Source organism: uncultured Ruegeria sp., from assembly GCF_947489545.1.
GTDB lineage: Bacteria > Pseudomonadota > Alphaproteobacteria > Rhodobacterales > Rhodobacteraceae > Ruegeria.
On record NZ_CANLDZ010000017.1, the window covers coordinates 53288 to 73881 of the forward strand.

The following is a 20594-nucleotide window of genomic DNA, read 5'->3' on the forward strand; positions in this document are numbered from 1 at the left end:
TTTAGAAGCAGATAGAGAGATTCCGCCCATGTCCGACACTATTCTTGTGCAATCACACGCCACTTGGACCGAGATCACATTGAACAGGCCTGACCGTCTGAACAGCTTCAATGATGAGATGCATATCGCGTTGTTGTCTGCTCTGAAGCAAGTACGCGATGAGGGGGGTCGTGCTGTGCTCTTGACGGGTGCAGGGCGTGGGTTCTGCGCCGGTCAGGACTTGGGAGACAGGGACCCATCCAAGATGGACGGCCCTCCGGATCTCAGTAAGACGGTTCGCGACTTCTATGCACCGCTTGTTCGATTGATCCGGTCATTGGAGTTTCCGGTAATCTGCGCCGTTAACGGTGTTGCCGCCGGGGCAGGCGCCAATCTTTCGTTGACCTGTGACATCGTATTGGCGGCAGAAAGCGCTAAATTCATCCAGTCTTTTGCCAAAGTTGGGTTGATACCTGACACAGGTGGAAGCTGGCATTTACCACGGCTGTTGGGAGAAGCGCGAGCCAAGGGCCTTGCTTTCACCGCTCAACCGCTAAGTGCCAAGCAAGCAGAAGATTGGGGGTTGATTTGGAAATCCTACCCGGATGATGACTTGCTGCCAGCGGCGCGCAAACTGGCGGGGGATTTGGCGGCTGGGCCCACTTTGGGTTTGGGCCTGACAAAACAAGCGATCCAAGCATCCGCCTCCGACAACCTGTCCGACCATCTCGAAATGGAAGCAGATATGATGAAGCGCTGTGGCGAAAGTGGGGACTACGCCGAAGGAGTTTCGGCCTTTCTCGAGAAGCGCCCACCGAACTTTCAGGGTCGTTGAGATGACGCCAAAGGAGAGGGCAGCCGCTGCAGCCAAGGCAATGTGGACTGACGATGGGGCGTCCAAATGGCTTGGGATGACTTTGATCGAAGTCGATGAGGGCTATGCTGTGATGCAGCTGACGGTCAAACAGCATCATTGCAACGGTCATGGCATGTGCCATGGCGGCATCACGTTTTCTCTGGCCGACAGTTGCTTTGCGTTCGCGTGTAACAGTCGCAACCAGGCAACCGTCGCGCAGCACAATACGATCTCCTACACTGCCCCGGGAAGGATGGGCGACACCCTTCGGGCCGAAGCGCGCGAGGTCAGCTTGGCGGGGCGCAGCGGTATCTACGACGTACGCGTCAGCAACCAACACAATCAAACCATTGCCGAGTTCCGCGGGTTGTCGCGGGTGATTTCCGGCACGCTTTTCGACGAGGAAGACTGATGAAAGACCTGAGCCCAAAACCCGGCGAACTTGAGCAAATTGAGACTGCCAGCCGTGACGAGATTGCTGCTCTTCAACGAGACCGAATGAAGTGGTCCCTCTCCCATGCCTATAACAACGTAAAGATGTACAAGGATCGGTTTGATGCTGCAGGTGTGCATCCAGACGATCTGAACACGCTCGCTGACCTCGCGAAGTTTCCATTCACCTACAAGAATGATTTGCGCGACAATTATCCGTTTGGTTTGCGCGCGGTTCCCAAAGATCAGATCGTGCGATTGCATGCGTCCTCCGGCACAACAGGAAAGCCGACAGTCGTCGTTTACACCAAGAACGACATCGATGTTTGGGCAGATACGCTTGCGCGGTCGCTTCGCGCGGCGGGCCTGAGGAAAGGCGACGTGGTGCACAACGCCTATGGATATGGTTTGTTCACCGGCGGTTTGGGGGCCCACTATGGAATTGAACGTCTCGGCGCAACGGTTGTGCCGATGGGCGGTGGTCAAACTGAAAAGCAGGTCAACCTGATCACGGACTTTCAAGCCGACGGTATCATGGTGACACCGTCCTATATGCTCAACATTCTCGAGCAATATCGTAAGCAGGGACTTGATCCACACGCATCTTCCCTCAAAGTGGGCATCTTTGGCGCTGAGCCTTGGACAAATGCCATGCGCCAGGAAATTGAAGACGCCTTTGATATGCATGCGGTTGATATTTACGGGTTGTCCGAAATCATGGGGCCGGGTGTGGCCAACGAGTGTGTCGAGACAAAGGACGGACTGCACATTTGGGAAGACCACTACTACCCCGAAATCATCGATCCCGACACCGGTGAGGTGCTTGAGGACGGGCAAGAGGGCGAACTCGTGTTCACAACGCTAACCAAAGAAGGGATGCCGATGATCCGCTACCGGACACGGGATCTGACGCGACTTCTACCGGGAACGGCACGCAGCCTACGCCGGATGGAGAAGATCACTGGGCGTTCGGATGACATGATCATCCTGAGGGGTGTAAACGTATTCCCCACGCAGATCGAAGAGCAGGTGATGGCCACCGGTGGCCTTGCGCCATACTTCCAGATCGAGTTGCACAAAGCCGGTCGCATGGATGCCATGCGCGTCATGGTGGAAGCCAACCCGGATGTGGCCGATGACACGAACCGCTCCCACGCGCAGCGGGCATTGGCAAAGCGGATCAAGGATATGGTAGGCGTCAGCTGCGAAGTTTTGGTGAAAGAGCCAGGCGGTGTTGCACGAAGCCAGGGCAAGGCTGTACGTGTCGTCGACAATCGGTCGAAAGGGTAGAATTTGGCGCGTACAATCGCAAAGGACTATGACGAGAAACGAGTCCGCATTCTCAAAACTGCAGCCAGTCTGTTTGCGCGCGAGGGGTTCGCGCGGGCGTCGATGAACCAACTCGCCAAAGAATGTGGAATCTCAAAGGCGAATGTCTACCATTATTACGACGGTAAGGATGCCTTGCTGTTCGACATTCTCGCCACCTATCTCTCGGAGCTGCGCGATCGCGTTTGTGACTTGCCCCTTGAGGGGAAAAGCGCGGCCGAAAAGTTGCGTATGATCGTTTGCGAGACCCTGCTGGCCTATGAGGGCATGGACAACGAACACAAGATTCAGACAGAGGGAATTCCGCTTCTCCCGCCCGACCAACAAGAAGTGCTGCGAGGATATCAGCGGGATATGGTCAACCTGCTGGCCGATGTACTTGAGGAACTGGCTCCTGGTGTGTTTGCCGGTGACAAACGCAAGCTCAGAGCTGCAACAATGTCCGTATTTGGAATGCTAAACTGGTTTTATATGTGGAACAGTGCGGCCAATGACGCCGCACGCGAAGATTATGCTGATCTTGTTGCCAAGCTAACACTGAATGGCATCAAAGGGCTCTAGCCTTCGTAGACCTCAGCCAAAGACGCCCTCATAAAGTCGATCACCTTGTCCGGCATTGCGAATTTGGTTTGCCAACTTCCTGGCCATCTTGCGCCCAAATTCTCGATCCGGTGTTCGAAGTGCGTGGAAGCAAAGCCCGGCAAGCGCGGCATGCAGTTGCGCTGAGAGTTCTCCGGCCGTTTGATTGGACGTCAGCTCACCGCTATCGATCGCCGCTTGGAACTTAGCTTCGAACAGGCGGTCATTAGTCTCCAGCAGCTCTGCAAGGCGCGATTGAATTTCCGCGTGATCGGCACCAATCTCAAGCGTTTTCTTGACCAAAAAGCAGGCGGGAAGGGGAACCTCTTCATTTGAAATCGGGTGAGCTCGCTCAATAAGGTTTGCAAGCCCGTCTAGAATGCCATAGGCGTCGGCTTCTGCGTGATCGCGGGCCTTGGAGACCCATTCGACATACCGATCCATGGCGCGGCAATAGAGTTTGGCTTTGTTGCCGAATGCAGCATAGATCGAGCCCGGATGCATGCCCAATTCCCGCTCCAGGTCTTTGAGAGAAGTAGCGGCATATCCCTTTCTCCAAAAAGCTCGAGCGCTCTGTCGAGCGCCGAATCCTTTGATGAAAGTTGACCCTGCGCTTACCGAGGCGTTGCGCACAAACGCACCGTTGGGAAATGCCAAACTTGAAGTGCTACGGACATTTACGCTGCAGATGGTCCGGGGCAGGTGTCCGAGACGGATATTGAGGTGTTCCTTGCTGCGGGCTATGGCACAAAACAAGTTCTGGAAGTGATCCTAGGCACCTCACAAAAAGTGCTGAGCAACTATACCAATCACGAAGTAGATGCGCCGTTTGTCAAATTCGCGTGGGCGAAGGACACAGTGGCTGAAATCGCTGCCTAAGAAACCTCGCGGCCCCCGCGGCATGAGCTGCGGGGGTATATCAGAGACAGGGCATATCAAACTTTCACTCAGTCTGGCGGAACTTTGCTCTAGACTTGGTATCAACTCAGCAAGTGATTTTCCGCCGCCAATGGCGCTGGCGCCAGCCTATTCAGGGCCTCGGCTGCGGAGATTTCGATAGTTCGGCACATGGCGTCCAATGGCAAACCATTCTGCGCGTAGCGAAATAGTTATTCCAATTCGTTCGTAACCGCCTGAAGCCCAAAAAAACATATGCCACAACCGCAACAAAAACCGGGGTGAACCAATTGTCAGACTCGATCAGCGCGAATGGTAGCAACCAGCAGTAGAGGTATGTCGTTCTGCGGACCAGCAGTGAATAGACAATTGGCAACGGTGTTGTGGCAATCCTTTCACATCCAACCTGAGCCAGCGCCAAAGAGGAAAGTGTTTGCGAGATGGTCATCATGCCAAAGCCACCAATGGCCTCATCTCTTCCAAGATGCCCCATTTGATCCGCCATGGATCGATGCGCTGCGTTGGCAGGATTGTTAGTAGACGTCATCGCGTGGGAAATCTCTTCACCAATCCTATTTGTCGTTTTGCTATGCACCTGCACCTCTCGAAGCGATCCTCGGAGAAAATGGGCGAAGGCAACCACGTGTGAAAGGAGGTGCTCCCGATGCTCGTCTGAGTAGAGGCATACATTTGCCAGGTGTCCTATTTACGCACGTCAGCTATTATCGAACCCCAGAGTTTACGTGCTTCCCACCAACGATCGTATGCAGCGTTATTTCGAAATCTAAGCAACAGGGACAGAGCGACCCCAAATACCCCCATAGCTCCAATCGAGATATGGGGCAGCTCAAAGGCGTAATGATCGTTCAGTAGAACAACGATGGAAAACAAGGCGACGCCAACGATCTTGCCAACAATCTTTGGTACGATGGATCCCTGCATCACGAAGAACAAGGGCAGTGATGACGGAGAGGCTCTGACGATCATTGGTGCTGCTCCACATGACGAATTCCAGCTGTTTCTTCTGCTGTTGCGCAACCCTTGTCATTCATCTGGTTTGCGCAGAGCATTTCAAAGTTGGAAAACGGAGCGCCAGACAGCTTATGTCTAGGAACGTTGAGTATTGAGAGCACCCCTCCAAGGCGGACCTTCGCAGTATCGAGGCCAATGAACAGGCTAGTTCTTACCTGACTTTCACCGCGCTCGAACTGACCAACGAGGGTCGGTACAGAAAGGCCGTCAGTCGGAAAAACCCAACCGTCTTGCAGTCGCAGGGCCCGCGGAATGGAAAACGATGTGATTGCCACCAACGCATAGCAAACCATGGACTAACCCAATGTGTTTGTGCGACTGAGCCATGGCAATATTGCTCAGTGCCCGCCATCGTAGTCGATGACCACCTTGTCAGTCGTTGGGAAGGATTGGCAGGACAGGACATAGCCGCGGTCGACTTCGTAGTCCTCGAGGGCATGGTTTGTGGCCATTTCGACGGCACCCTCTTCGACCCGGCACATACAAGTGGAGCACACGCCGGCCTTGCACGAGAAGGGCGCGTCCAGAGAATTTTCCAGCGCGGCGTCAAGTAGCGTTGTGTCTTTGTCGACCTTCATTGTACGGGTCGCACCATCGATCGTTACGGTCAGCTCATAGGTTTGACTTGCCGCATCATCCACTGTGCCTCTGGTTGGGCGTTTCAGCTTGCCTGGCTGCGCACTTGCGAACAATTCAAACTTAATTTGATCATCGGATAGGCCATGGTCTCGCAACGCGCCTGCAATGCCAAGCATCATGGGCTCGGGCCCACAGATGAAAGCGGTATCAACTTCTTCGATACTGACCCAATGTTCAAACAGCGCGGCACACTTTTCTTTTGTTACGCGCCCAGTGAACAGGTCGATATCTTGGCTGTCTTGTTCGAGCACATGGATAACCGTCAGCCGACCCATATGCTGGTTCTTGAGATCTTCGAGTTCTTCCCGAAACATGATCGTGTTTACGCCGCGATTGGCATAGACGAGCGTGAACGTGCTGTGGGGTTCCTCGGCCATAACCGTACGAAGGATCGACAAGACTGGCGTGATGCCGGATCCGCCAGCAAAGCCGATGTAGTTCTTGGCTTTCTCCGGCTCAAGCGCAGCATGAAAGTTGCCCGCTGGGGACATGGCTTCGAGCACCTGACCAACTTTTAGTTCGGTATTGGCCCAGGTCGAGAAGGCTCCGCCATCTACTTTCTTGATCCCAACTTGCAGATGCGGCGCACCGCGCTCGACACAAATCGAGTAGGACCGGCGGATTTCGATTCCGTCGAAATCGCGCCGGAACGTGAGGTATTGGCCTTGGGTGAACTCAAAGTCTCCCCCATTGACCGGTTGCAACGTCACGACAACCGCATCTTTGATCGTCATTTCGACGCCGGTGACGGACAGTTCATGAAAGCGAGCCATGACATTACTCCTGTCGTTTTAGGCGTGGCGGAACAATTTCGACGTGATGCGCCAAGTGCCATCGCCCAATTGAGCGAGATGGAAGTGATTGGTGAAGTTCAGACCAAGCAGGTTCTTTTCTTCGGTTACGGCTGAGGCGATCTTGTCTGTCACCACCAAGCTGGTGGTTTCCGAAGCATAGTCGCTGCCAACTTCATTTGCCTCGAGGGCGCCATAGAATGGGGCAGGGCTGCCGTTGAGGAAGTCGGGTCCGAGGTAGCCCGTCATCACCGCATCTTCATGAAAGAGCGATTTCAGCAGCGCAATATCGCGGGTGGCTGTGCCTTTCGCATAGGCATTAACGACGGCTTCGGGGGTTGATGTGGCATCCGTCATTTTCTTCTCCATTCAGATGCATTTGAAATAGTCGAAAGGTTCAAGGCAGGACTTGCACCGCCAATGTGCCTTGCAGGGTGTCGAGCCAAACTGGCTGACCAAGGTGACATCTGCACTGCCGCATTGAGGGCAGGCGTCGGGACCGCCCGCCGCACGTGGAGGCGCGATGCCATAATCTCGTAGTTTCGCGCGGCCTTTTTCCGTCAACCAATCTGTGGTCCAGGCCGGTGAAATTTGGGTCTTGATGCGAACATCGCTCATACCCTTGTCTCTTAGCGCCGTCTCGATATCCGTTGAAATGACGCGCGTTGCAGGGCAGCCAGAATACGTAGGCGTCACTGCCACTTCTAACGTATCACCATCCCAGCACACGTCTCGCACGATCCCAAGATCAACCACAGAAATCACCGGAATCTCCGGGTCAGGCACATCGTCCAGCCAGGCCCAGATATCAGCGACGTCGGGTTTCATCTCACCAATTCAACCCAGGATAAGCGCGCTGCAGATGCTGCATTTGCGCCAGCATATGGCCTAGGTGTTCGGTATGTCGAAACCCGCTCTTTCCGCCCTTATGGGCGAACTCACTTGCTGGTTGTTGCAGGGTCGCTTGCTCTATGACAGAGCGAAACTTCGCGAAGCACGACTCTTTCAGCGTCGATGGCAAAGGGGCAATGCCTGCTTCAGCGATGGCGTCGTCGACGTCGTCATCGTGAAACATCTCGCCCACGTATGGCCAGACAACTTCAAGCGCATCTTGCATTCTCCTGTGGCTTTCTTCAGACCCGTCGCCCAGAGCGATCACGGTCTCTGTTGACCGGGTGACGTGGTACCGAACTTCTTTGATCGACTTCGCCGCAATTTCAGCAACCTGAATGTTGCTCGAAGTTTGAAGTGTCTCCAACAGAGCCAAATGCCAGGTGTCGAAAAAGAACTGGCGCATCAATGTATGGCCATAGTCCTCGTTCGGCCGCTCGACCAAAAGAAGGTTCCGGAAATCCGTTGCATCACGCAGCATCGCCAAATCGTCTGCACTGCGACCCTTTCCTTCGATCTCGCCCGCCAAACCCAACCACATTTGAGTCTGGCCGATCAGGTCAAGAGCGACATTGGCCAACGCAATGTCTTCTTCGAGCGCGGGCGCCATGCCACACCACTCGCTAAGACGATGGCCAAGAACCAGGGTGTTATCTCCGGTCCGGCAGAGGAACTCGAAGAGGGCAGTTTGATTGTCCATCACATTGCCCCCACTTCATCGGGAATATTGAAGAAGGTTGGGTGGCGGTAAGCCTTGGTTTGGGCGGGCTCGTACATCGGCCCCTTGTCGGACGGTGATGAAGCGCTGATCTGCGCGGTAGGAACCACCCAAATGCTGACCCCTTCATTGCGCCGGGTGTATACATCGCGTGCATTGAGGATCGCCATTTCGGCGTCAGCAGCGTGAAGTGAGCCGACGTGACGGTGGTTCATCCCGTGTTGGCCGCGGATAAAAACTTCCCAAAGAGGCCATTCGCGCTTGGTTTTGTCTGAGCTGGTCATTCTGCCGCTACCTTTCTTGCTGCTTTTTTCTCAGCATGTGCCAACAGACCGTCGCGCACCCATGCCCCGTCATCCCATGCCTTGTTACGGGCACGAAGTCGGTCGACGCTGCATGGTCCATTTCCCTGGATCACGTCGTGAAACTCAGACCAGTCCGGTTCACTGAAGTCGTATCCGTCTTTTTCTTCGTTCCATTTGAGGTTGTCGTCTGGGATCGTCAGGCCGAGGAAATCCGCTTGTGGCGCGGTCTGGTCGACGAACTTTTGGCGCAGTTCGTCATTGGTGTTCATCTTGATTTTCCAGGCCATAGACTGGGAAGAGTGAACGGAATCCTTGTCCGAAGGTCCGAACATCATCAGTGCCGGGTACCAGAACCGATTGAGAGCATCTTGAGCCATGCGTTTTTGTTCCGGTGAGCCAGTCGCCATCTTCATCATGACGTCGAAGCCCTGGCGTTGGTGGAAGCTCTCTTCTTTGCAGACACGGATCATGGCACGGGAGTAGGGGCCAAAAGAAGTGCGTTGCAGCGGCACTTGGTTCATGATCGCTGCGCCATCAACGAGCCATCCAACGGCACCCATATCCGCCCAAGTCAGCGTAGGATAGCTGAAGATCGAGCTGTATTTCATGCGGCCATCGAGCAGCATTTCGGTCAACTCGTCGCGCGAAACCCCTAGAGTCTCTGCAGCACAGTAGAGGTACAATCCGTGACCGGCCTCGTCTTGGATTTTGGCCAAAAGGATTGCCTTGCGCTCAAGTGTCGGTGCGCGCGTCAACCAGTTGCTTTCCGGAAGCTGCCCGACGATTTCAGAATGGGCATGCTGCCCAATCTGGCGGATCAAGGTCTTGCGATAGCCTTGAGGCATCCAGTCTTTCGGTTCGATCTTTTCACCCGCATCAATACGCGCCTGGAAAGCGGCAAGCTTCTCGGGGTCTTCCTTGGTCGCTTCAGACTTGACCATTTGAGCATACATGGGCGTTCTCCTCTATACGCGCTCAAGGATGAGGGCTATGCCCTGGCCAACACCAACGCACATAGTGCACAGGGCGTAGCGGCCTTGATTGCGTTGCAGTTGATAGGCGGCAGTCAGAACAAGACGGGCTCCGGACATGCCTAGGGGATGACCCAGGGCAATGGCACCGCCATTGGCATTCACATGTGGTGCGTCGTCGGCGATGCCCAATTGACGCAATGTAGCGAGGCCTTGACTTGCAAACGCCTCGTTCAATTCAATGACATCCATCTGTTCGATCGTAAGTCCTGAGCGCTTTAGGACTTTCTCAGTGGCTGCCACCGGGCCGATTCCCATCACGCGGGGCGCAACGCCAGCGGATGACATGGCAACTATCCGGGCTAAGGGCGAAAGTCCGTTGGCCTTTGCGGCTTCAGTAGATGCGATCAAAAGGGCAGCGGCCCCATCATTCACACCTGATGCGTTGCCTGCCGTGACGCTGAGCTCAGGGCCATTGACACCGTGCAGAGTGCCCAACTTTTCTGCGGTCGTGCCGGGGCGAGGGTGCTCGTCAGTGTCCACAATGATCGGGTCACCTTTGCGTTGCGGGACGTGGACTGGGACGATTTCTTCGTCGAAGGCCCCTGACACATGGGCAGCATGCCAACGCTCCTGACTGCGTGCGGCAAATGCGTCCTGATCCGCTCTGCTCACATCGTAGTCGGCCGCAACATTGTCTGCGGTTTGTGGCATTGAATCGACGCCATACATTTCTTCCATCTTGGGATTGATGAAGCGCCACCCGATGGTGGTGTCGTAGATGGCATTGGCGCGCGTAAAGGCATTTGTCGCCTTCGGCATGACAAATGGAGCGCGGCTCATGCTTTCAACACCGCCAGCGACGGTGATGTCATAGTCACCTGCCTTGATACCTCGTGCTGCAAATCCAACGGCATCCATGCCGCTGGCGCAGAGACGATTCACGGTTGTACCGGGAACAGTCTCTGGAAGTCCGGCCAAAAGCGACGCCATACGCGCGACATTGCGGTTGTCTTCGCCGGCCTGGTTGGCGGAGCCAAAGATCACTTCGTCGATCTGTGTTGGATCAAGTGTGGGGTTTCGCTCCATGAGCGCAGCAATGGGCAGGGCGGCCAAATCATCTGCCCGGACGGACGAAAGCGCGCCTCCATACCGTCCTATCGGGGTCCTCACACCATCACAAATCAAGGCCTGCATCCGCCATCTCCAAAAATTGATCGACCGGTTGGTCAATATATGGCATGATCGATTCTTGCAACAAGAAGTTACAGATTTTTCGCGATACACAATAACGGTAACAAAACGAGAGTCAAAAAATATATTGCATTATGTCGCGAAAGATGTAGCACTATGATGCACCATATGCATTAAAACGCATTGCACTAACCCTAGGGAGGGAACCATGATCAAACGAAGAACTATGCTTGGAATTGCGGGTGCCGTCTCGCTGGCATTTGCAACACCAGCACTTGCCGCCGAGTATGAATTCAATTTGCAAAGCTTCCTGCCAGCGCAGGCAACGATCCCATCCAAAATCATCGACGTTTGGGCTGATAAGATCGAGGCGGACTCAGAGGGCCGGATCAAAATCAATCGCTACGCGTCGATGCAATTGGGCGGCAAGCCTCCTGAGCTTCTTGACCAAGTCATTGACGGGGTTGTCGATATGACCTGGAACGTGATCGGCTACACTCCTGGTCGTTTCCCGTCGACCGAGGTCTTTGAACTGCCGTTCCTTGTGTCAGATGCGCGCCCTGCATCTGCGGCGTTTTGGACGATGTTGGAAGAGGACATCGCCGCCCGTGAATTTGCAGATGTGAAGGTTCTGGGGGGATGGGTCCATGGTCCCGGAGTGATCCATGCCAACAAAGAGATCACTACACCGGACGACTTCAACGGCATGAAAGTACGCGGCGCGTCACGACAGGTGAATGCGCTTCTTAATACATTGGGTGCGACACCTGTCGGCATGCCCGTGCCCGCCGTGCCCGAGGCACTTTCGAAAGGCGTAATCGATGGCACGACGATCCCCTGGGAAGTCACCGGTGCTCTGAAAGTACCGGAGCTTGTCGAAAATCACACTGAGTTCACTGGCCCGATGATGTACACTGTGACATTCGTCTTGGCGATGAACAACGACAAGTACGACGCGCTCCCAGAAGATCTGCAGGCCGTGATTGATACAAACTCCGGACTGGAATTCTCGGTATTTGCGGGTGAGGTGCAGCAATCATACGATGAACCTGCGCGCGAGATCGCGCTCGACCGTGGAAACAATATCATCACGCTCGATGAAGCGCAGTCCGCTGCGTGGGCGGAAGCTGCGATGCCGGTTTACGATGCCTGGCTTTCCGAAATGGAAAGCAAAGGCATCGACGGCCAGGCCCTGATTGATCGGGCGAAGGCACTGATGGCGGACTATCAAGGTTGATGTCCTGAAGAGCGCGCGGTTGGCAACCAACCGCGCGCCTCACAACACGACGTCCACAATCGGGGGGAGGGATATGCATCGCTTTATCGAGCGTTTGGCCCACGGCATGGCACTTCTTGGGGGTGTCGCTCTCAGTTTGCTGATCCTGCTCACCTGTTTGTCCGTTGCAGGTCGCGTACTGAACGGGATGTTGCACAATTGGATTGGGAGTCTGGCTCCAGGTTTCGCCGAATGGGCGCTCGATCTCGGGATCGGTCCTATCAACGGAGATTTCGAAATCGTTGAAGCCGGAGTGGCATTCGCGATTTTTGCCTTCATGCCCCTGTGCCAACTCACATCCGGTCATGCGGTTGTCGACATCTTTACTTCGAACCTCTCGCCGCGCGTGAACCGTGTGTTGCGCATGCTGACCGAAGTGGTCTTTGCGATTGTGCTGGTGGTCATCGCTGTTCAACTCTTTGGCGGCATGCTGGCCAAGCAGCGTTTCGGGGAAAACACCTTCATCCTCCAGTTTCCGGTCTGGTGGGGTTATGCCGCCAGCTTCGTCGCTGCCGCCTTGGGTGCCATCGTCGGAATCTACATGGCTGGTCTGCGGTGTCGTGAATGGCTGGTAGGTGAGGATCTTGAGGCATGAGCGATTTTGCAATTGGCCTGTTTTCCTTTCCTGCTCTTCTTGCCCTGATCTTCATCCGGGTACCCATTGGCTTGGCCATGTTCCTAGCTGGGGCCATCGGAATATTTCTTGTCACCGGCAGCTCAAACATCCCGCTTGGGCGCTTAAAGTCAGAAACCTACACGACGTTCTCGAATTATTCCTTGTCAATTGTGCCGATGTTTCTTCTGATGGGCCATTTTGCTACGTTGGGGGGCATGTCGACGGCTTTGTTCAAAGCGGCCGAAGGTTTCCTTGGGCATCGCAGAGGCGGTGTGGCCATGGCCGCCGTGGGCGCCTGCGCTGGCTTCGGAGCAATATGTGGATCGTCGCTGGCGACAGCCGCAACCATGGGTCGGGTCGCGCTTCCCGAGTTGAAACGATACGGATATGCTGGCGGATTTTCCACCGCTACGCTGGCCGCAGGAGGCACGTTAGGGATCCTTATTCCACCCTCAGTGGTGCTGGTGATCTATGCGATCCTCACCGAACAAAACATTGCCAAGCTGTTTCTCGCCGCATTCATACCCGGGATTCTTGCGGCCCTTGGGTATGTATTTGCGATCTCGATTTATGTCCGCCTTTATCCGGAAAGTGCAGGCACACGTGCAGCAATTCCATTTGGTGAGCGCTTTCGGCTTTTGCTTGACGTCTGGCCTGTCTTACTGGTGTTTTCGCTCGTTGTTGGCGGGATCTACGCAGGTTGGTTCACGCCGACGGAAGGCGCTGCGATTGGAGCAGCAGGGACCGGTCTCATTGCGCTGTTCAATGGCGGTCTCACCATCGCGACACTTCAGGAAAGCTTCATCACAACAGCCAAATCAACCGCGATGATCTTCTTCATCATTTTGGGCGCCGGGTTCTACAACGGGTTTCTGGCTCTGACCAATGTTCCGCAGGAGCTTGCGGACTATGTTCTGGGGAATGGATTCAGTCCGTGGATGATCCTTGCGATCATCCTGGTCTTTTACCTCATTCTCGGCTGCGTGATGGACAGTCTGAGCATGATCTTGTTGACGATCCCGATCTTCTTTCCGGTGATTTCTGTTTTGGATTTTGGGCTGGTGGACCTGGTGGCGATGCAACATGACGCGGCACGCGCTGCCCTGTCTGCCGCCACGGACCTGGCTCCGGAAATACGCAACGACATTGAGGCACTGATTGCGACTGGATCAGAGATAAGCCGTGATCTGCAAAAGGAAATCGGCATCCGCGTAACACAAGGTATGGCGGACCGGATCTCGCTGGAGCAAACGGCAATTTGGTTTGGCATACTCGTCTTGATTGTCGTTGAAGTCGGATTGATCACACCGCCGGTGGGCATGAACCTCTTTGTCATCAATGCGATGGATCCAAACACCCGCATGCTCGACACTTATAAGGCTGTCCTCTTTTTTGTTGGGTCCGACATCGTCCGGGTCGTCATCCTCGTACTTTTCCCCGCGATCACGTTGTTCCTGATCCCGTTCGGATGACTCTGCACGAACACTCAAAGACAGAATTCAAAGACACACCGAAATACACGAACGAAGGAGACACCAGATGGCCCAACAAGACTTCATAGACTTAGTTGGAAAGATCGCAGGAAAAATTGCAGATGCGCCGTTGGACCAGGCACTTGAGGCCCAACTAAATCGGGATTTAGCCCCGGGATCATCAGATTTCAGCAAGCTCGGGAATCTGTGCGCAGAAGGCGAGAGAGATGGATGGCTCATGGCGCGTGAAGCCGGAGGCATCAAATATGGCCGGGCGGTGAAGCCAGGCGAGATTCCGGGGAATTTCAGCGTCGACGTGGTTCGCATGAAGGATGTGCGGGGTCCACATCACATTCATACGCAGGGTGAGATCGGCGCTATCTTCCCGTTGGACGGAGAGCCGGCGTTCGATGGCAAACCAGAAGGCTGGTATGTTTATGGGCCAGGATCGGAACATCACCCGACTGTCACGGGCGGTGATGCGTACGTTCTCTATTTCTTGCCCGAAGGGGCAATTGAATTCACCGGAAAATGATGCGCCGGGTCGGGAGGAAATAATGTTAAAAACAGAGAATGCCGCGGCATGGTTCGTAGATCGCCATTTGGAAGAGGGGCGGGCCGACAAAGTCGCATTTCTTGAGGCCGACGGCAGTCAGCGCAGGATCACATACGGCCAACTGGCCACCGACTCCAGCGAGTTTGCCGGGGCGCTTCTCCGCGCGGGAATTCGTCGCGAAGAAAGAATGGCGATGCTCATTCGGGATCAGATTGAGTTTCCCGTCGCCTTTTGGGGCGCCCTGAAAGCCGGGGTCATTCCAATCCCCCTGAACACGCTCCTATCTAGCGCGGTATACGACACAATCCTGACCGATAGCCGGGCGTCTATTCTCGTGGTTTCTGAGGCTCTGTGGGAGACCGTTGAACCCGCCATCACTGAGAATCCTTTCTTGCGGACCGTGGTCGTGATTGGAGATGCGCCGCAAAACACAATCAGCTTCTCGGCTTTCACAAAGGGTGCCGAGCCTCAACCAACTGTGTCTGTGAGCGGAGACGAAACAGCCTTCTGGCTGTATTCCTCGGGTTCAACTGGAATGCCGAAGGGCGTGCGTCACGTTCATTCCAGTCTGAAGGCCACGGCAGACACATTCGGAGCACAAGTTCTAAATATCCAGACAGACGATGTCGTTTATTCCGTGGCGAAGCTGTTCTTCGCGTATGGTCTGGGAAACGGCATTTCGTTCCCAATGGCGGTTGGCGCAACAACTGTTTTGCTTGGCGGGCGTCCTGTACCCGATGTCGCCTTCGAGATTATTGAGCAGCACAAACCGACACTCTTTTGCGGAGTCCCAACGCTTTTTGCCGCAATGAACGCAGAACTCGAGAAGTCAGGGCGTTCGATTTCATCGAAATTGCGCCTGTGCACCTCAGCGGGTGAGGCATTGCCGCGCGAAGTCGGAGAAGCTTGGCAGAAGCACGTCGGCGCAGAGATTGTTGATGGGGTCGGATCGACGGAAATGCTGCATATCTTTTTGTCGAACAGACCCGGCGACGTCGTCTACGGAACCTCAGGAACCGCCGTGCCTGGTTATGAAGTCCGTTTGGTCGGTGACAATGACCAGGATGTCGGCGAGGGGGAAGTGGGCGAACTTTTGGTATGCGGCCCATCTTCGGCTGAGAGCTATTGGAACAGGCGCGAAAAGTCCCGGGAAACCTTCGAGGGTCTGTGGACCCGGACAGGCGACAAATACGAACGCACAAAGGAAGGTCGCTACATTTACTGCGGGCGCACGGACGATATGTTTAAGGTGTCTGGCATATGGGTTAGCCCCTTCGAGATTGAGCAAACATTGGTCGAGCATCCTGCTGTTCTGGAAGCGGCGGTCGTGGCCCATGCCGACGACAAGGGATTGGACAAGCCCAAGGCATTTGTGGTTCTGAAAGATGGTCAAGAGGCTGCTGCGATTGCAGACCTGAAGGACTATGTCAAAGATAAGATCGGGATGTGGAAGTACCCCAGGTGGGTTGAGATCGTTGACGATCTTCCCAAGACCGCCACCGGGAAAATTCAACGTTTTAAACTGCGAGCACAGTCATGACTTGGTCGGAACTCAAATCAGTGAATGTCGATGGTATGGTGTTGGAATGTGCCACTTGGGGGCCGTCCCCAACCGAAGCACCAACACTTGTACTGCTTCATGAGGGTCTGGGGTGTGTAGAGCTTTGGCGAGATTTTCCGGCACAAATTGCCGCTGATACAGGGCTCGGTGTGCTGGCGTTTTCGCGGGCCGGATATGGTCAGTCGGATCCTGCAACGTTGCCTCGTCAGCTCGACTACATGACGAGAGAAGCAAATACCGTCCTTCCCCAGGTCCTTGACGAAGCTGGAATAGGGCGTTGCATTCTCGTTGGACACTCGGATGGGGCGACGATAGCGGCCATTTATGCCGGCTCCGCAGTTGATGCTCGTGTGCGTGGACTTGTACTGATGGCCCCACACTTCTTCACGGAAGGCATGGGTTTAATGGCCATTGCGAAGGCAAAGGACGCGTTTGATACAGGCGACCTTGCGACACGAATGGCGCCCTACCATCAAGACCCGGAGGCCACATTTAGAGGGTGGAACGATGCATGGTTGGCCCCAATATTCAAAGACTGGGATGTCAGCGAGGTGATTGATTACCTACGTGTGCCGTCATTGGTCATTCAAGGCCACGATGACCAATACGGAACGAGCGCCCAAATTGACGAGCTTGCAACAAGGAGCTACGCGCCGGTTGAAGTTGCAATGTTGGAGAACTGCCGCCACTCGCCTCATCTGGATCAAGCGGAAAAGACGCGTCATCTGATTGCAGACTTCGTTTCGCGCCTTGAGAGGATAGAGCGGTCCGAAGTCCGGGTGGCATAGTGGCCAATTGGCGACCATCACACGCCTATGTTCCGGGGCAAACGTCCCGGCATCCGGAGGACCTTTTTGATCTGATCAAAGCCGGCACCGACACCATGTGTCTCGATGAGATCACTGGATCAAAAGCCTGGCAATATGGTTTGGCCTTTCTCGATGAGGGATTCTACTGGGAGGCCCACGAAGTTTTGGAAGCGGTCTGGATGAATTGCCCGCAAAACTCACCTGAAAAACTCATGACCCAAGCCGTTATTCAGACCGCAAATGCCCGATTGAAGCAGAAGATGGGGCGCAAGTCTGCTGCACGTCGTTTGGGCATAGAAGCCCGTCGCCTTGCGAAAGAAGCGGTAACCAGAGCGCGCGGCCCTGTACTTGGGCTCGATTCGCAAGACATGCAATATATAGCATCATTCTAGGAAGAATGCAGAGATACTCATAAAACTCTGATATACTTACATAAATATGTGAGATATTATGCACAATATCACTTTACCTGGAGCAAGTGACGCACTATCATGCATAACAACAGAAATAGGAGAGCGCCATGACACAGGGCATAGATTTTCAGACTGACCCCTCCAAATATCGCCACTGGCGCGTCGAATATGACGGCCCAATTGCCAATCTCATCATGGATGTGAATGAGGATGCTGGCCTGTTCGACGGATATCAGCTCAAGCTGAATTCATACGATCTGGGTGTGGACATCGAATTGTCCGATATCGTTCAGCGAATGCGGTTCGAGCATCCGGAAGTCAAAGTTGTTGTGATGCAGTCCGGCAAAGACAAGGTCTTTTGCGCCGGTGCCAACATTCGCATGCTTGGCGGAGCCGCGCACAGCCATAAAGTGAACTTCTGTAAGTTCACGAATGAAACCCGAAACACATTTGAAGCAGCCGAAGAAGACAGCGGTCAAAAGTACATCGCGGCGGTGAAGGGTGCCTGCGCTGGTGGCGGATACGAGCTTGCATTGGCATGCAACCACATCATGCTGACCGATGACAGTACTTCTTCGGTAGCTTTGCCAGAAGTACCACTCCTAGCAGTTCTCCCGGGGACCGGCGGCCTGACGCGCGTCACAGACAAGCGAAAGGTACGCCGTGACCTCGCGGATATTTTCTGTTCGATCGAGGAGGGCGTTAAGGGCAAGCGCGCGGTTGAGTGGCGGTTGGTAGATGAGGCCGTCCCAAACGCGACTTTTGAAGCTGTCGTACGTGAGCGCGCCGAAGAATTCGCTGCGTCATCCGCTAAGGCAGACGTCGAGCAAGGCGTCTGCCTGAACCCGCTTAACCGTCAATTCGGTGATGATGGCTCGGTCACATATTCACTCGTAGAAGTGGTTATTGACCGGGATGCCCGCAAAGCCACCATCACTCTGAACGGACCGGAAGACGCGGCACCAGCGGATATGGAGGCCTTCACCGCGCAAGGGGATCAGGCCTACCTGTTGCGGCTCGCGCGAGAGCTAGATGATGCCATCTTACATTTGCGCCTGAATGAAATGGACATCGGATTGCTTGTCTTCCGCACCCAGGGTGACCCGGACGCATTCCTGTCCCATGAAGATCTGCTGCGCAACAATGCTGATCATTGGTTGGCCAATGAGGTTTTGTCATACTGGAAGCGCCTCCTGAAGCGTATCGATGTAACGTCGCGGTCTATGGCGGCGCTCGTCGAGCATGGATCTTGTTTTGCAGGAATTCTCGCGGAGATCCTTTGGTCAGTCGACCGAACCTATATGATGGAAGACGAGTTTGACGGCGACAATCGCCCGACAGCGGCGGTCACAATGTCTGAGGCGAATTTTGGACTGATGCCAATGGGCAATGGCCTCACCCGGCTTGAAACGCGCTTCCTCGGAGAGCCGGAGATTGTCGACAAGGCGCAGGCGAGGACGGGGGAGAAGCTGGAAGCCGAAGCCGCCAACGATCTTGGTCTGGTCACAATGATCCTGGACGATATCGATTGGGAGGATGAAATCCGCATCTTCATGGAAGAGAGAGCATCTTTCAGCCCTGATGCAATGACTGGCATGGAAGCAAACCTGCGCTTTGCTGGACCAGAGACGATGGAAACCCGGATCTTCGGACGTCTCACTGCTTGGCAAAACTGGATCTTCAATCGTCCCAACGCGGTTGGTGCCGATGGTGCATTGCAGCGCTACGGCACTGGCGTCCGCGGAGACTACAACATGGAACGGGTTTGACCCGCATCCCCAGAAATCTAGCAGGAGAAAGACATGCTTGACCTCATCAATGTCAGCTATGACACGCAAATCCCCAATAACGTGGGCTTAAGTGAAGATCGCAAAGTCCTGAAGGCGCTTGAGAAATGGCATCCGGGCTATATCGATTGGTGGAATAAACTCATTCCGCAAGATTTTCAGGAATCCATGGTGTATCTGCGTACTGCGGTTAGCGTGGATCCAAAGGGCTGGGCCAAATTCGACTATGTGAAGATGCCGGAATATCGCTGGGGTGTTCTGCTTGCGCCGCAAGCCGAAGATCGCGTGATCCCAATGGGAGAGCACAAGGGTGAGAAGGCCTGGCAAGAGGTTCCTGGCGAATACCGCAATATGCTCAAACGCCTGATCGTCATCCAAGGCGACACGGAGCCAGGCTCGGTAGAGCAGCAACGGTTTCTTGGTTTGACGGCACCGTCCCTCTACGACATGCGGAATCTGTTCCAAGTAAATGTTGAGGAGGGCCGCCACCTTTGGGCGATGGTCTATTTGCTGCAAAAGTATTTCGGTAAAGATGGACGCGAGGAAGCCGATGACCTGCTCGTCCGCTCGTCAGGTTCCGATGAAGCGCCGCGTATGTTGGGCGCCTTCAATGAAGAAACACCCGATTGGTTGTCGTTCTTTATGTTCACTTACTTCACCGATCGTGACGGTAAGATGCAGTTGGAAAGCCTTGCACAGTCTGGGTTCGATCCACTATCGCGCACCTGCCGCTTCATGTTGACCGAAGAAGCGCATCACATGTTTGTTGGTGAAACCGGCGTGAGCCGCGTGATCCAACGGACCTGCGACGCTATGAACGCAGCGGGGATTACAGACCCTTATGACATTGGCAAAATTCGCGACCTAGGCGTGATTGATCTGCCAACGATCCAAAAGAAGCTCAACCTTCACTACTCGCTGTCGCTTGACCTCTTTGGACAAGAGGTGTCGACGAATGCGGCCAATGCCTTCAATGCTGGCATCAAAGGTCGCTACATGGAAAATCGGATCGACGACGACCATTCGTTGCAGCACGATACCTACGTTGTCCGGAATGTTGTCGACGGCAAAATCGTCAGCGAGGAAGTTCCTGCTCTGACGGCAATCAATATGCGTCTGCGCGATGACTATGTTCGAGATGCCTCCGGTGGCATTGGGCGTTGGAACAAGATCATCGAGAAGGCGGGTATCACATTCAACCTGGCTTTGCCTCATGAGGCATTCCATCGCCAGATCGGTGTGTTTTCTGCGATTAAGGCCAACCCCGAGGGTGATATCATTTCGACGGAGGAATGGAACGCAAGCTCCGAGAAATGGCTCCCGACAAAGGAAGATGGTGCCTACATCCAGTCACTCATGGTCGCCTGCTACGAACCAGGGAAATTCGCAGGCTGGATCGCTGCACCAAAGGTGGGCATCGACAACAAACCGGGCGACTTCGAATATGTGAAACTTCACATGGCCTAACGGCGTCAAACGGCGGGGCACAAG

General features: G+C 54.5%; 24 protein-coding genes. 14 read left to right on the forward strand and 10 right to left on the reverse strand.

The features are described 5' to 3' along the window. Positions 1-28 precede the first annotated feature (28 nt). From paaG to Q1B13_RS19740, 4 genes are read left to right on the forward strand one after another with little or no spacing between them, the layout of a single operon-like run. A complete protein-coding gene (gene paaG, locus Q1B13_RS19725; protein ID WP_299083256.1) occupies positions 29-814 on the forward strand; it encodes a 2-(1,2-epoxy-1,2-dihydrophenyl)acetyl-CoA isomerase PaaG in 786 nt (261 codons plus the stop codon). A 1-nt stretch (position 815) separates the two neighbouring features. Next, positions 816-1247 carry a hydroxyphenylacetyl-CoA thioesterase PaaI gene (gene paaI / locus Q1B13_RS19730; RefSeq protein ID WP_299083258.1) on the forward strand — a complete coding sequence of 144 codons (432 nt, stop codon included), beginning with the start codon at positions 816-818 and terminating at the stop codon, positions 1245-1247. Beyond that, on the forward strand, positions 1247-2557 hold the full coding sequence (paaK, locus tag Q1B13_RS19735; protein ID WP_299083260.1) for a phenylacetate--CoA ligase PaaK: 1311 nt from the start codon (positions 1247-1249) through the stop codon (positions 2555-2557). The genes paaI and paaK overlap by 1 nt, the downstream gene beginning before the upstream one ends. Positions 2558-2560: 3 nt before the next feature. Next, positions 2561-3157, forward strand: a complete 597-nt coding sequence (locus Q1B13_RS19740) for a TetR/AcrR family transcriptional regulator (protein ID WP_299083263.1) — start codon at positions 2561-2563, stop codon at positions 3155-3157. Between the two features lie 12 nt (positions 3158-3169). On the opposite strand, the gene Q1B13_RS19745 is transcribed toward Q1B13_RS19740, so the two are convergent. Further along, entirely contained in the window at positions 3170-3772 is a 603-nt protein-coding gene (locus tag Q1B13_RS19745; protein WP_299083438.1) for a TetR/AcrR family transcriptional regulator, read from the reverse strand. Between the two features lie 105 nt (positions 3773-3877). Between Q1B13_RS19745 and Q1B13_RS19750 the strand changes: the two genes are divergently transcribed. Next, positions 3878-4054, forward strand: a complete 177-nt coding sequence (locus tag Q1B13_RS19750) for a hypothetical protein (protein WP_299083265.1) — start codon at positions 3878-3880, stop codon at positions 4052-4054. 151 nt (positions 4055-4205) lie between these two features. Here Q1B13_RS19750 and Q1B13_RS19755 read toward each other — a convergent pair whose 3' ends face one another. The 9 genes from Q1B13_RS19755 to pcaF form a co-directional block, all read right to left on the reverse strand. Continuing rightward, positions 4206-4715 (reverse strand): bestrophin family ion channel, encoded by a 510-nt coding sequence (locus Q1B13_RS19755; protein WP_299083267.1) that lies wholly within the window; start codon positions 4713-4715, stop codon positions 4206-4208. A 59-nt stretch (positions 4716-4774) separates the two neighbouring features. Further along, positions 4775-5059, reverse strand: a complete 285-nt coding sequence (locus Q1B13_RS19760; protein WP_299083269.1) for a bestrophin family ion channel — start codon at positions 5057-5059, stop codon at positions 4775-4777. Between the two features lie 383 nt (positions 5060-5442). Continuing rightward, positions 5443-6516, reverse strand: a complete 1074-nt coding sequence (locus Q1B13_RS19765; RefSeq protein ID WP_299083270.1) for a 2Fe-2S iron-sulfur cluster-binding protein — start codon at positions 6514-6516, stop codon at positions 5443-5445. An 18-nt stretch (positions 6517-6534) separates the two neighbouring features. Next, entirely contained in the window at positions 6535-6891 is a 357-nt protein-coding gene (locus Q1B13_RS19770) for a nuclear transport factor 2 family protein (RefSeq protein WP_299083272.1), read from the reverse strand. Positions 6892-6903: 12 nt separating this feature from the next. Then, positions 6904-7362 carry a 1,2-phenylacetyl-CoA epoxidase subunit PaaD gene (gene paaD / locus Q1B13_RS19775; protein ID WP_299083273.1) on the reverse strand — a complete coding sequence of 153 codons (459 nt, stop codon included), beginning with the start codon at positions 7360-7362 and terminating at the stop codon, positions 6904-6906. A gap of 1 nt (position 7363) precedes the next feature. Continuing rightward, on the reverse strand, positions 7364-8125 hold the full coding sequence (gene paaC / locus Q1B13_RS19780) for a 1,2-phenylacetyl-CoA epoxidase subunit PaaC (RefSeq protein WP_299083274.1): 762 nt from the start codon (positions 8123-8125) through the stop codon (positions 7364-7366). Next, complete coding sequence (gene paaB / locus Q1B13_RS19785; RefSeq protein ID WP_299083275.1) at positions 8125-8427, reverse strand: 1,2-phenylacetyl-CoA epoxidase subunit PaaB; 303 nt, start codon at positions 8425-8427, stop codon at positions 8125-8127. Before paaB ends, paaC begins: the two co-directional genes overlap by 1 nt. After that, positions 8424-9401: a 1,2-phenylacetyl-CoA epoxidase subunit PaaA gene (gene paaA / locus Q1B13_RS19790; RefSeq protein WP_299083276.1), complete on the reverse strand. Its 978-nt coding sequence runs from the start codon at positions 9399-9401 to the stop codon at positions 8424-8426. Before paaA ends, paaB begins: the two co-directional genes overlap by 4 nt. Positions 9402-9413: 12 nt before the next feature. Further along, entirely contained in the window at positions 9414-10616 is a 1203-nt protein-coding gene (gene pcaF / locus Q1B13_RS19795; RefSeq protein ID WP_299083277.1) for a 3-oxoadipyl-CoA thiolase, read from the reverse strand. Between the two features lie 205 nt (positions 10617-10821). Between pcaF and Q1B13_RS19800 the strand changes: the two genes are divergently transcribed. The 9 genes from Q1B13_RS19800 (at position 10822) to boxB (ending at position 20570) form a co-directional block, all read left to right on the forward strand. After that, on the forward strand, positions 10822-11850 hold the full coding sequence (locus Q1B13_RS19800; protein WP_299083278.1) for a TRAP transporter substrate-binding protein: 1029 nt from the start codon (positions 10822-10824) through the stop codon (positions 11848-11850). A gap of 73 nt (positions 11851-11923) precedes the next feature. Continuing rightward, the gene (locus Q1B13_RS19805) at positions 11924-12484 is read left to right on the forward strand and encodes a TRAP transporter small permease (protein WP_299083279.1); all 561 of its coding nucleotides are present in this window, start codon (positions 11924-11926) and stop codon (positions 12482-12484) included. After that, on the forward strand, positions 12481-13977 hold the full coding sequence (locus tag Q1B13_RS19810; RefSeq protein ID WP_299083281.1) for a TRAP transporter large permease: 1497 nt from the start codon (positions 12481-12483) through the stop codon (positions 13975-13977). The genes Q1B13_RS19805 and Q1B13_RS19810 overlap by 4 nt, the downstream gene beginning before the upstream one ends. Positions 13978-14044: 67 nt before the next feature. Beyond that, positions 14045-14512, forward strand: coding sequence for a DUF4863 family protein (locus tag Q1B13_RS19815; RefSeq protein WP_299083283.1), 468 nt, complete (start codon positions 14045-14047; stop codon positions 14510-14512). Between the two features lie 22 nt (positions 14513-14534). Then, the gene (locus Q1B13_RS19820; RefSeq protein WP_299083284.1) at positions 14535-16073 is read left to right on the forward strand and encodes a benzoate-CoA ligase family protein; all 1539 of its coding nucleotides are present in this window, start codon (positions 14535-14537) and stop codon (positions 16071-16073) included. Further along, the gene (locus Q1B13_RS19825; protein WP_299083285.1) at positions 16070-16882 is read left to right on the forward strand and encodes an alpha/beta hydrolase; all 813 of its coding nucleotides are present in this window, start codon (positions 16070-16072) and stop codon (positions 16880-16882) included. The genes Q1B13_RS19820 and Q1B13_RS19825 overlap by 4 nt, the downstream gene beginning before the upstream one ends. Then, on the forward strand, positions 16882-17295 hold the full coding sequence (locus Q1B13_RS19830; RefSeq protein WP_299083286.1) for a DUF309 domain-containing protein: 414 nt from the start codon (positions 16882-16884) through the stop codon (positions 17293-17295). Before Q1B13_RS19825 ends, Q1B13_RS19830 begins: the two co-directional genes overlap by 1 nt. A 128-nt stretch (positions 17296-17423) precedes the next feature. After that, positions 17424-19085 (forward strand): 2,3-epoxybenzoyl-CoA dihydrolase, encoded by a 1662-nt coding sequence (gene boxC, locus Q1B13_RS19835; protein WP_299083288.1) that lies wholly within the window; start codon positions 17424-17426, stop codon positions 19083-19085. Between the two features lie 33 nt (positions 19086-19118). After that, positions 19119-20570 carry a benzoyl-CoA 2,3-epoxidase subunit BoxB gene (boxB, locus tag Q1B13_RS19840; protein WP_299083290.1) on the forward strand — a complete coding sequence of 484 codons (1452 nt, stop codon included), beginning with the start codon at positions 19119-19121 and terminating at the stop codon, positions 20568-20570. Positions 20571-20594: the final 24 nt, after the last annotated feature.

Coding starts and splice junctions, on each gene's coding strand:
- boxB (WP_299083290.1), top strand. CDS start 19,119: ATGCTTGACCTCATCAATGTCAGCTATGACACGCAAATCCCCAATAAC.
- Q1B13_RS19805 (WP_299083279.1), top strand. CDS start 11,924: ATGCATCGCTTTATCGAGCGTTTGGCCCACGGCATGGCACTTCTTGGG.
- paaK (WP_299083260.1), top strand. CDS start 1,247: ATGAAAGACCTGAGCCCAAAACCCGGCGAACTTGAGCAAATTGAGACT.
- boxC (WP_299083288.1), top strand. CDS start 17,424: ATGACACAGGGCATAGATTTTCAGACTGACCCCTCCAAATATCGCCAC.
- paaG (WP_299083256.1), top strand. CDS start 29: ATGTCCGACACTATTCTTGTGCAATCACACGCCACTTGGACCGAGATC.
- Q1B13_RS19820 (WP_299083284.1), top strand. CDS start 14,535: ATGTTAAAAACAGAGAATGCCGCGGCATGGTTCGTAGATCGCCATTTG.
- pcaF (WP_299083277.1), bottom strand. CDS start 10,616: ATGCAGGCCTTGATTTGTGATGGTGTGAGGACCCCGATAGGACGGTAT.
- Q1B13_RS19770 (WP_299083272.1), bottom strand. CDS start 6,891: ATGACGGATGCCACATCAACCCCCGAAGCCGTCGTTAATGCCTATGCG.
- paaB (WP_299083275.1), bottom strand. CDS start 8,427: ATGACCAGCTCAGACAAAACCAAGCGCGAATGGCCTCTTTGGGAAGTT.
- Q1B13_RS19810 (WP_299083281.1), top strand. CDS start 12,481: ATGAGCGATTTTGCAATTGGCCTGTTTTCCTTTCCTGCTCTTCTTGCC.
- Q1B13_RS19765 (WP_299083270.1), bottom strand. CDS start 6,516: ATGGCTCGCTTTCATGAACTGTCCGTCACCGGCGTCGAAATGACGATC.
- Q1B13_RS19800 (WP_299083278.1), top strand. CDS start 10,822: ATGATCAAACGAAGAACTATGCTTGGAATTGCGGGTGCCGTCTCGCTG.
- Q1B13_RS19815 (WP_299083283.1), top strand. CDS start 14,045: ATGGCCCAACAAGACTTCATAGACTTAGTTGGAAAGATCGCAGGAAAA.
- paaC (WP_299083274.1), bottom strand. CDS start 8,125: ATGGACAATCAAACTGCCCTCTTCGAGTTCCTCTGCCGGACCGGAGAT.
- paaA (WP_299083276.1), bottom strand. CDS start 9,401: ATGTATGCTCAAATGGTCAAGTCTGAAGCGACCAAGGAAGACCCCGAG.
- Q1B13_RS19760 (WP_299083269.1), bottom strand. CDS start 5,059: ATGATCGTCAGAGCCTCTCCGTCATCACTGCCCTTGTTCTTCGTGATG.
- paaD (WP_299083273.1), bottom strand. CDS start 7,362: ATGAAACCCGACGTCGCTGATATCTGGGCCTGGCTGGACGATGTGCCT.
- paaI (WP_299083258.1), top strand. CDS start 816: ATGACGCCAAAGGAGAGGGCAGCCGCTGCAGCCAAGGCAATGTGGACT.
- Q1B13_RS19825 (WP_299083285.1), top strand. CDS start 16,070: ATGACTTGGTCGGAACTCAAATCAGTGAATGTCGATGGTATGGTGTTG.